This is a genomic window from Oceanobacillus sp. CFH 90083 (assembly GCF_009389585.1).
Taxonomy (GTDB): domain Bacteria; phylum Bacillota; class Bacilli; order Bacillales; family Amphibacillaceae; genus Oceanobacillus.
Genome location: NZ_VIYG01000021.1, coordinates 25667 through 36720, shown reverse-complemented (window position 1 = coordinate 36720; position 11054 = coordinate 25667). Strand labels below are relative to the sequence as shown.

The 11054-nt window shown below is 33.9% G+C and carries 9 protein-coding genes and 1 pseudogene; 1 reads left to right on the top strand and 9 read right to left on the bottom strand.

What is annotated here, in order from left to right:
• Positions 1 to 134: pseudogene (locus tag FLK20_RS19920) on the bottom strand (ThuA domain-containing protein); the annotation flags it as partial.
• Between the two features lie 193 nt (positions 135 to 327).
• Between FLK20_RS19920 and FLK20_RS19915 the strand changes: the two are divergent.
• A complete protein-coding gene (locus tag FLK20_RS19915) occupies positions 328 to 1101 on the top strand; it encodes an AraC family transcriptional regulator (RefSeq protein ID WP_152658344.1) in 774 nt (257 codons plus the stop codon).
• 643 nt (positions 1102 to 1744) lie between these two features.
• Here FLK20_RS19915 and FLK20_RS19910 read toward each other — a convergent pair.
• The 8 genes from FLK20_RS19910 to FLK20_RS19875 all read right to left on the bottom strand — a co-directional run bounded on the left by FLK20_RS19910 (position 1745) and on the right by FLK20_RS19875 (position 11009).
• Positions 1745 to 2587 carry a sugar ABC transporter permease gene (locus FLK20_RS19910; RefSeq protein ID WP_152658343.1) on the bottom strand — a complete coding sequence of 281 codons (843 nt, stop codon included), beginning with the start codon at positions 2585 to 2587 and terminating at the stop codon, positions 1745 to 1747.
• Positions 2588 to 3856 (bottom strand): carbohydrate ABC transporter permease, encoded by a 1269-nt coding sequence (locus FLK20_RS19905; RefSeq protein ID WP_152658341.1) that lies wholly within the window; start codon positions 3854 to 3856, stop codon positions 2588 to 2590.
• Positions 3857 to 3885: 29 nt separating this feature from the next.
• Positions 3886 to 5130 carry a sugar ABC transporter substrate-binding protein gene (locus FLK20_RS19900; RefSeq protein WP_152658340.1) on the bottom strand — a complete coding sequence of 415 codons (1245 nt, stop codon included), beginning with the start codon at positions 5128 to 5130 and terminating at the stop codon, positions 3886 to 3888.
• A 129-nt stretch (positions 5131 to 5259) separates the two neighbouring features.
• Positions 5260 to 6933 carry a glycoside hydrolase family 13 protein gene (locus FLK20_RS19895; protein WP_152658337.1) on the bottom strand — a complete coding sequence of 558 codons (1674 nt, stop codon included), beginning with the start codon at positions 6931 to 6933 and terminating at the stop codon, positions 5260 to 5262.
• Positions 6934 to 7128: 195 nt separating this feature from the next.
• Positions 7129 to 8133 (bottom strand): LacI family DNA-binding transcriptional regulator, encoded by a 1005-nt coding sequence (locus FLK20_RS19890; protein WP_152658336.1) that lies wholly within the window; start codon positions 8131 to 8133, stop codon positions 7129 to 7131.
• Positions 8134 to 8602: 469 nt separating this feature from the next.
• A complete protein-coding gene (locus FLK20_RS19885) occupies positions 8603 to 9226 on the bottom strand; it encodes a YesL family protein (RefSeq protein WP_152658335.1) in 624 nt (207 codons plus the stop codon).
• A 22-nt stretch (positions 9227 to 9248) separates the two neighbouring features.
• Positions 9249 to 10142 (bottom strand): carbohydrate ABC transporter permease, encoded by an 894-nt coding sequence (locus tag FLK20_RS19880; protein WP_152658334.1) that lies wholly within the window; start codon positions 10140 to 10142, stop codon positions 9249 to 9251.
• 12 nt (positions 10143 to 10154) lie between these two features.
• On the bottom strand, positions 10155 to 11009 hold the full coding sequence (locus FLK20_RS19875) for an ABC transporter permease (RefSeq protein ID WP_227995182.1): 855 nt from the start codon (positions 11007 to 11009) through the stop codon (positions 10155 to 10157).
• Positions 11010 to 11054: the final 45 nt, after the last annotated feature.

Genomic DNA, 11054 nt, shown 5'->3' with positions numbered 1-11054 from the left:
GTTGCCGTGGTTACATCATGTCCTGCTTCTGATAAAAAGCTGGCGATTGCTCCATGGATTCCCTCCGGATAAATCGAGGCTACGGTTTCATTTGTTTTTTCGTGACGGTTTTCATTCCAGACTACTATATTCATTCTTATACCTCCTTAGTTGTCTTATTTGCGTAAAATAACGATTAACCCCTATAGCAAAAAAACAAGCAAACCATAAAGATATAATCGCTTTAACTTACAAATAACCTAATTATTATAATAAAGGATATTCAATCAACTGAACATAAATGATATAATAAAAACATGAACTATTTAATTATAAAAGGAGTAAAATATGAGAGTCAGCTTTTGCGGTTATTCCTACCATAACCAATTATTTCACACGATGCATAAATCTCGTTATGCCTCTTATCTATTTCGATTACAGATAGAAGGTAAAGCCAAAATCCAAGTAAATAGTGAAACCCATGATATTGAAAAGGGAGATTTATTAATTGTCAAACCCGGAGAAACTTATGAACTACATGTAGCAGAAGGTCAACAAAGTGGTGACTATTGTTTATATTGTGAAGGTGAGGAAGTTGATCAACTTTTTCGAAACAGGCCTATACTTTCCAAAATTACTATGGATCACACGGTCTTAAATTTATGGCAATCTCTTTTTATTGAAGAAAGGAGACCTGAAAAAGAAAAGAATAGTAAACTAACCAACCATCTACTAATTGCACTTTGTGTTTCCCTTGAGCGCTCACTTGATAAGAGAACAACAGACATCGATAGACCCTATATTGTTACTAAGATGATGCGCTATATTGAAGAGAATGCAACAAAACAAGACTTCATGATAAAAGATATTGCAAATTATTGTAATCTCAGTGTGTCAAGGTGTGTTCACCTTTTTAAAGAGTATGTTGAGCAAACAATGATTGAATATGCACAATCGATTCGGATCTCTACCGCAATCAATCAGATGAAATACACAACGATGACATTAGAAAACATTGCTCAAAACTGTGGATTTGGTTCTTATTCGTATTTTCATCGTGTTTTCAAGAAATTTCATCTTGTTTCCCCAAGGGAATATCGTGAGAAAATGTTTGAATCTTAATAGTTAAACGAGCAAGGCATTAAGTTGAATATTTTAGTAAAAAATCCAAAGTTAAATAAAATTTATATTTTCCAATAGTTACAGATAACCATTTGATAGGTATTTATGAGGATAGAGGAGTTCTAGTTTATAAGTTTTCATTTGTAGGATAATGTCAGGAAGAGCATGTTTATAACAAGGCAAATCTAACCGAACACTGGTTTATGATAAAATTGTAATTGACTAGAAAAAAGTAATTATGAAATATTTACAAGTGAAAGAAGAGCTGCTTATTAATCATTTCATGACCATATAAGACGCTCTTCTTTACTACTTTACATTATTATCCCTTTACTGCACCTACCATAATTCCTTTAATAAATTGTCTCTGTAGAATTAAAAATAAAACGACAACTGGCAAGACAGTTAATAGATTAGCTGCTTTAGATATTTTTGTTATCAATGTTTTCTTAAACATAATCAAGCTTAAATCATTAGGTACATGCTCGCTCTTTATGGAACTCTTTTAATACTCCTACTCCTTGAAGAAAGAAAAAAATGAGAGGCACTATTGGCTTCACTTTTATTATTAAAGACTTTTTAGCACCTTTAAGTGGTACGCAATAATGACAATTCCACACGGAATTCAATCCTAGCAGTTGCCCTACCCTTTTGTAGCACCAGATGTCAACCCTGAGATCAAATACCTTTGTAAGAATAAGAAGACAGCCGCAATTGGAACTGCAATGAGTACTGCTCCAGCCGCAAAACGAGTAAAGTTATTACCAAATTGTTCATTAATAAAATTAAAGAGCCCCAAAGCTAACGTGAATTTTTCTGGACTTCGTAATATAATACTTGGAAGAATAAAATCCATAAATGGGGTCATAAAGTTAAATAGTGCAACTACTGCCAAAATTGGTTTTGCTAAAGGCAGCATAATTGTAAAAAATATTCTAAAGTGTCCCGCACCATCCATTTTAGCTGCTTCATCCAATTCTTTAGGAATCGTATCGAAATACCCTTTTACTAAAAATACATTCATCGGAATTGCCCCTCCAATATAAATGAGAATCAAACCAGTTAATGTATCCAGCAAACCCACCATATTTAATAGAATGTATAAGGCAACCATCGACATTAAGACAGGAAACATCTGTAATATCAAAAAAGTGTACAGACCATTCTTCTTGCCTATAAAATGATACCTAGAAAAAGCATATGCAATAAGAGTGACAAAAACTACCGCACTGATAGATGTAATCACTGCAACGATTAAGGTATTTTTATACCATAGTAGATAATCACTGGCTGGATCAAAGAAAAGCCACTTATAATGAACAAATGAAAAGTTATCTGGTATCATAGAAGATGCATATAAACTAGTGCCTGGATTTAATGACAATCCAATAGTCCAAAGTAATGGATATAAGATTGCCAGAATAATAGCGCCAATAAATGCGTACATTCCTATTACTTGAAGAACGCTCTTGTTTTTTCTAGACATTTACATTTCCTCCTTATAAGAACTTGTGCGTCGGAATTGAAAAAATGCAAAAGCAGCAATAACCAAACCAATGATGATTGAAATCGCAGCAGCCATATTATAGTTTTGGGCTTCAAATGTTAAGTTATAAACCCACGAGATTAAAATATCTGTACCACCAGCATTCTCTCCTCGAACAGCTGGTCCACCCTGGTTGAAAAGATAAATTATATTAAAATTATTAAAATTACCCGCATACTGCATAATTAATATGGGAGCCGTTGCAAACATTACATGGGGGAAAGTGATTTTCCTGAATTTTTGCCAGCTTGTAGCTCCATCTATATCTGCTGCTTCATACATATCTTTAGATATACTTTGTAATATTCCTGTGAAAATCACAAACACAAAAGGGAAACCTACCCATATCTGAATTCCTATTATTGCAACCTTTGCCCAAAATGGATCAGTCATCCAAGGGATTGCTTCACCAAAAAAAGGTATTAAAATATCATTATTTATTGCACCAAAGTCATTATTAAACAGTGCTGCAAAAATCAAAATAGTCACGAATGCAGGAACGGCCCAAGGTAGAATTAATAAAGTTCTTATAAGTTTTTTAAACTTAATTCTTGAGTCATGAACAAAAATAGCCAATATTAAAGCCAATGCTATTTGTAATGTCGTAGCTACTAAAGTCCAAATAATAGTCCAAGAGAAAACACTCACGAACGTACTTCGCCATATCGGCACAGCTACTAATGAAATAAAGTTTTCAAATCCTACCCAATTCAATAAATATTTCGGAGGGGAATTAAATAAGTTATAGTCAGTAAAAGCCAAAAACACCATAAATAGTAATGGGAATACTACAACAAATATTAAGATAAATAGTCCAGGACCCACAAGCATATAAGGAAAGCCCTTATCCCACCCATCATTAAAATTTTCTCTAAAACTTTTCGGCATAATACCTTTTTGAATTTTCACAGCGTCTTTATGAGCATCTCTTAAATTCAGTATATAGAAGGTTACTGCAATCGACGTGATAATTAGAGATATGATTCCCTGAGCCAGCAAGACCCGAGAATCATCTAATTTAGGAATTTCACCAAGTGTAAAGAGACCCCAGTATCCTATGTTTAGAAATTGATAAAAGAAAGTAATAAACGCGATAAATATTATAAAAAATGATATTCCTTTCAAAAATCGACGGTTATATAGCTGCCCAAACCCTGGGATAACTGACAACAGGGCTACTACTTTTGGATTTATTTTATGTTGTACCATATATTTGCACCTACCCTTGATTCAGAATGTTAATTACTGCCACCCATCAAACTAATTTGTGCTTTTATATAATCTACTGCTTCTTCTAAAACTGCTTTTGGATCATCGCCTTGAGAAATAAACACTAATGCATCTTCCATTGGATCCCACACTTGAGCCATTTCAGGTATATTAGGCATTGGAGAGGCAAATTGTATTTGCTCTTGAAACCCTTCATACAATTCATCGTCTACTGTCACATCAGTGCGTGCTGGAATTAGATTATAATCTTCAAACATAGTCTGTGAATTTTCAGCGTTTGTCATAAATAAGGCAAGATCTGTTGCCCAATATTTATTCTCACTGTATTCTGAAACAGCAAAACCTTTTACTCCTAAAAATGATTCCAAATGTTCTCCATTATAGGTTGGAAGTGGAGCGATAGCAAGGTCATCACCTAAACTTTCTCTAAAACCTTCAACGGCCCAAGGTCCAGAGGTGATAGCCCCTACTTGCCCGTTACTAAACAAACTACTCATAATATCATCATTTATACTTTCTGGAATAAACCCATCTTCATGCCAAGAATAAACTAAATTAGCTCCTTGAATTACATCATCTTCTGTTAGTCCAATGTCACTCGTATTATAGCTACCTTGTTCATCTTCCCCAAAAACATAACCATTACCAGAAGTTAAAAATGGATACATAAAATAAAAATCTGATGTGATAGTTAAAAATCCATATTCATCATTGGAAGGGTTTGTTAATTCTTCTGCATAATTATTAAGTTCTTCGACTGTTTCAGGGGCTTCAGGAATAAGGGACTTATTATATAAAAGACCTATTGTCTCAAGTGATGATGGAATCCCCAATAATTCACCCTCATAAGTAAAACCTTCAAGTGCAGATTCTTGATAACCACTCAGTTGCTCATCAGTCAATGTCAATTCTGAAACCACACCTTGTACATACCTTTCACCCATACGATCGTGTGTTTCATAGTATATATCAGGACCTTTCCCAGCTGGGGCATCTAGAGTGAGATTGGCGTTATCACCAACAATTACATTCACTTTAATCCCTGTTTCCTCTGTGTACTTTTCCGCTAACATTTTAAGTGGTTCTAAAACATTATCCCACGCCCAGACATTTAACTCTTCTGGTTTCTCTGGAATCTCATCATTAACTGTCCCCTCTTCAACTTCAACATTATCTCGTTGTGGTCCACAAGCACTCAATAGGATAATCAGGCAGAACATGGAAAGCCCAAAAAATAAATTATTTTTTAACATTTTGATTTCTCCTCGTATTTTATGACTTTGGCCTTAATAATTAAACAATCCTTTATTAATGATCAAAAATGCATCCTCAAAACAAAATCACTTTTAATGCTTACTCAAAGTATCCCCCCTAAATTTAGTTTATTTTACTAAATAAACAGACGCTTCATATGGCTTAACTGTCAATTCTTTGTACAGATTGTCTTTTGTTTGTTTATAATTTTTCAAAATAAGCGAGGCTTCCTTGTATTTTAATATTTCCGGCATTTCAACTGTGATCTCTTCTTCCGTCATATTACAGATAACTAATGCCTTTTTATCGTCTAGAACTCGTAAATACGCGAAAATTGCTGGATGATCTGGAAATATAGGCTGATAATTTCCATAAACAAACACATCATGATTTTTCCTCAGCTTTATTAATTCTTTATAAAAATTTAGAATAGAATCCTTATCTTCTTGCTGAGCAGCGACATTAATAGATTCATAGTTTTGATTCAGCTTTAACCAAGGTCTATCTGAGGTCGTAAAGCCAGCATTTTTTTCTGAATTCCATTGCATCGGTGTACGAGCATTATCCCGGCATTGAGCCCAGAGAATTTTCATTAAACCTTCGTGAGATTCACCTTCTTCTCTTTTTTTATGATAAAAATTCCTCATGCTAATATCGTTGTAATCATCAATATTTTCATATTGAACATTTGTCATCCCAATTTCTTGCCCCTGATAGATAAAAGGAGAACCTTTCATTAAAAAATACATTGCTGCAAGCATCTTTGCACTTTTACGCCAATAAAGATTGTCATCTCCCATGGATGAAATACTCCTTGGCAAATCATGGTTTTCTAAAAATAAAGCGTTCCATCCTTTCCCTTCTAAACCAACTTGCCATTTAGATAATGCTCTTTTAAAGCCTAATATATCTTTTGAATTTCCCTCTTCCTTATTCCATAAAGCGGTATGATCAAATTGAAAAATCATATCGAAATAACCATTGTTCTCTCCTACCCAACGCTCCGCATCTTCTACAGTTACACCGCCTGCTTCTCCAACAGTCATGACGTCATAGTTTTTAATGGTCTTTTCTGAGAATTCATTCAAGAAAGCGTCTATCCCTTTAACATTGGTTGTATATTTCGCCGCAGGTACAACATCTAAATTTTTTGGATTTGGTAAATCAGGTAAGCCAGGCTCTCTTTTAATATGCGATATAGCATCAATTCGGAAACCATCTATGCCTTTATCAAGCCACCAATTAACGGTATCATATAAAGCTTCACGGACCTCAGCATTCTCCCAGTTTAAGTCAGGCTGTTTTTTTGAGAATAAGTGCATAAAATATTCATCCGTTTTTTCATCATACTCCCAAATAGAACCGCTAAAGATTGACTCCCAATTGTTAGGTGGTTGATTGTTTTCTTTCCCTTCCCTCCAGATATACCAATCTCTCTTCGGATTTTCCTTAGATGACCTTGACTCAATAAACCATTCATGTTCATCACTGGTATGATTAATTACTAAATCAATAATTAATCTCATATTGCGTTTATGAACCTCTTCCAATAACTGATCGAAATCTTCCATTGTTCCAAATTCATCCATAATATCCTGATAATCCGATATATCGTAACCGTTATCATCATTAGGCGATTTATACATTGGACATATCCAAATAACATCAATACCCAATTCTTTCATGTAATCTAATCTTTGAATAACACCTTGAAGGTCTCCAATTCCATCCCCATTACTGTCCATAAAACTTCTTGGATAAACTTGATAAACTATAGCTTCTTTCCACCATTTTTTCTGCATAATTAGTATACTCCTTCTCTTTCATTTAATATTTATTAATATCACATATTTATTACTTACAGTTAAAAATTCACTTTAATCTACGTAACCGGTTTCGTAAATATGTAAAAAAATTTGAATCACTTCATTTAATAGTCCTTTAATTATCAATTTAAATAGTTTTACGTAACCGGTTTCTCATTGATGTAAGAGAGACTATATAGAACGAACACTTTGCCTCTCAACAACATAATGCTCCAGAATATAATTATCCATTGCTAAACCCGAATATATTTTTCCTAATAAAATACTTGTTGCTTTTTCTGCCATCTTACTATGTGATAGCGAAACAGATGATAACGGCGGGCATAAAAATTGACATAAATTTATATTATCCATTCCAATAACAGAGATATCTTCAGGAATATTTATACCTAACTTATATGCACCAGATAATACCCCCATACCAATTTCATCACTCTCTGTAAAAATAGCTGTTAAATCAGGGATTTCTCTAACTAAATTTTCTAAGCCTACGAGACCATCTTCTATTGAGAAATTTCCATACGTTATATTATTTTCCCCAAAAGATATCTTATAATCAGAAAGAGCTCTTTTAAACCCCTCTACCCTAGGGAGATATTTATCAGCAAGCCATTCTTCTTTATTTCCGCTAACCATTCCAATATTTTTATGTCCCTTCTGAATTAAAAACTCTGTTGCCATATAGGCAGCATTATAATCGTCTGCTGTAACATAGGGAATAGGAAATTCAGAATAAGTTGACAAAAGGACTGCTGGAACATCCATCTTTAAGATATATTCATAATATTCCTTTTCTAAATTTGTACTAGCAATGATTAGTCCATCAACTCTTTTTTCATGTAATAATCGAAGGTACTTCAACGTTTTAATACCATGATATTCAGTATGGCATACAATAACACTTATACCTTTTTCATGCGCCACTGACTCAATTCCATTTAAAACATCAGTAACTAAAGAACTTGTTAAATTAGGAACTAACACCCCTATAGTATTTGTTCTTTTATTTGTTAAGCCTCGAGCAACACCATTAGGGTTGTATTCCAACTCTTGAATAACATCAAGCACTTTCTTTTTTGTCTTTTCTGAATACCCGCCTTGGTTATTTAAAATCCTTGAAACAGTAGCTTTAGAGACATTAGCTCTTTTTGCTACATCCTTGATTGTATATGTCATTATATTTAATCTCCTAATCACGAAACCGGTTACGTAAACATTATCATAAATAAATTGTACTTTCAAGATTAATTTTAATATTTTAACGTTGAGTCTTATTCCTAACTCTATGATTAGCTTAATTTAAATATAGTAATTATTTTCTGATAATTAAGTGCACCTCTATCTTTCTCCATTGCTATAAGATTGGCTTTCTTTTTATGAAAAGCAGTGTTTCACTCAGGTTCAATATAATTTTTTAGTAAAACCGCTGATTAACACGCTTAAAGATATGTTGCATTGGTCAAAAATGGATCCCATATAATGAAAAAATGGTACTTTTTATGACACAAGACCAAATTTAAGTAATTCGATTCATGGGCAATAGCTGATTCTACCTGTTAAAGTATAGGATTTTATAACGCCTTTCTCTGTGGAACAAGTCCATAAAAAATGGATTCTCTTCAAAAGAGAATCCAAACTGCATCTTTTACTTTTCATACTTTTCAAACATACTTCTAATCATAAAAGAGCTGATATAAGCAATTAAAGCAAACCCGATAAAAATATCCATATATATTTTTATAACTAGCCAAATGGGTGAAAAGAACATTAAAACAACAGGTCCTATCATCAGTACAACCATTAACAGAATTGACCCAAGGTTGGCTATGCCCATTTTAAAAACATTTACACAGGCTTGTTTAATTGTACATTTATAACGTGCAATATATGGAAAAATCAGTACAAGATACATACAAAAAATGACCGAGAACATGATTAAACTCATTAAAATGATCGTCGAAAAATCTCCCATATAGAATTGTAAAAAGAAATAATTTAATACTAAAACCATACCGGATAAAGATAAACATCCCCAGACAAGCGTACTTTGTTTGAAATTCTTTTTAAATGCCTGCCAAAATCCGCTGATTATTCCTCCCTCTTCCCCTCTGACCATTTTCAACGCGATAGAGAACATGGCAGTAACAGAAGCCCCAATTGTTACAAGCGGCAAACTGCAAAGGATAAATAATATATTTAATAAAATTAACTCTACTACTCTAGACAAAAAATGATAGACAGGACCATCTATCCTTAAGATACTATCCATGTTTTGCTCCCTCCAGCTGAATTTATTCTTTAACAGACCCTACAACGATACCTGTGACAAAGTATTTTTGAAGAAAAGGATAAATCAATAATAAAGGAATAGTAGAGACTACTATTTTTGCAGCATTAAGATTCCGATTCTGTACTTCAGCAATATTCTGTAGCGATTCATTACTTGTACCTGCTCTTACCAGTTCAGAAATATCAATGGTTAAGGATTGAATATAGGTCATAATCGGATAATTACTTACCTGGCTCATATAAATAAGCCCTGACATAAAGTCATTCCAGTTACCTACAATACTAAACAATGCCACTGTTGCCAGAGCTGGCAAAGAAACTGGAATATAGACTTTAAATAATACTTGCAGCGGACTGGCACCATCAATAATAGCTGCTTCTTCCAGGGATTTTGGCACACCGACGAAAAAATTCATAATTAAAATCACACTAAAAATCGGTACTGCACCTGGTAAGACTAACACCCAAATGGTATCTAATAAATTCAGATTTCTGATTACAATATATGTCGGAATTAACCCGCCACTGAATAACATGGCAAAAATGATAATGTTCATATAAATACTTCTACTCTTAAATTCACGTTTCGTTTTGGACAATGGATAAGCCATTAATACAATCAATATCAGATTTATCACTAGAGCAAGCACCACGCGTTGTACAGAGATAGAGAATGATCTCCAGAACTGCGCATCCTCCATAATCATTTCGTATGCTCCTGTTGAGAAATTAATTGGCGTAAGTCCAACTAGGTTAGCAGCCACTGCTGCACCGCTACTGAAAGATATGGCAACAATATTCCACAAGGGTAACAGACATACTAACCCCAAAGAAATAACTATAAAATAAATAATACATTTCCCAAATTTGCTGGAAAAGCTATTTCCTTCTATCATTGTTCTCCCCCCTTAGAAAAGTTTTCTTTCTGTGAATTTTTTAGCTGCATTATTAGCAGATAATATGAGGGTCAAACCAATTATTGATTTAAGCAGACCTACAGCTGCTCCAAAGCTATAATCACGTCCCACTAGACCTTCTCTATACACATAAGTATCAATGGTATCTCCAGTTTCATAAACAATTGGCGAATAAAGGTTATAAACCTGATCAAAGCCGCCATCTAAGACACTTGGCAAGCTTAAAATCGCCAAGAGTAAGATAATTGGCAACATTCCGGGTAAAGTGATATGCCAAACACGCTTCCACCAATTTGCCCCATCCATACTGGCTGCCTCATGTAGCCCTGGGTCTACAGAAGCTATAGCCGCTAAATAAATCACTGAGTTAAAGCCAAATTCTTTCCAAACATCCGAACCAATTAATAAAGGCTGAAACCATGTATTGCTCCCTAAAAAATTAATTTTTTCGAAGCCAAAGAACTCTATCATTTGGTTAACCGTTCCATCTAAATTAAATAAATTGACGACAACCGTTGATAATACAACCCACGATAAGAAGTGAGGTAAATATACTATTGTTTGTACTGACTTTTTCAGCAATTTCAAACGAATTTCATTTAATAAAATTGCAAACATAATTGCGAGCAGAGAACCAAAAATAATTTTCCCTAACGCAATCACAATGGTGTTACGAAATACCCTTGCAATATCAGGCAAATCAAACATATACTGAAAATGTTGTAATCCTACAAATTCCGAGCCAAAGAAGCCTCTTGCTGGTACAAAATCCTGAAAAGCCATGATAATCCCAAACATTGGCGTAAAACTAAAGATAAGTAAAAAAATCATTCCTGGCGCCAACATAGCATGATAGGTTAATTTCGCCTTTTTAACATCTTTTTTACGATG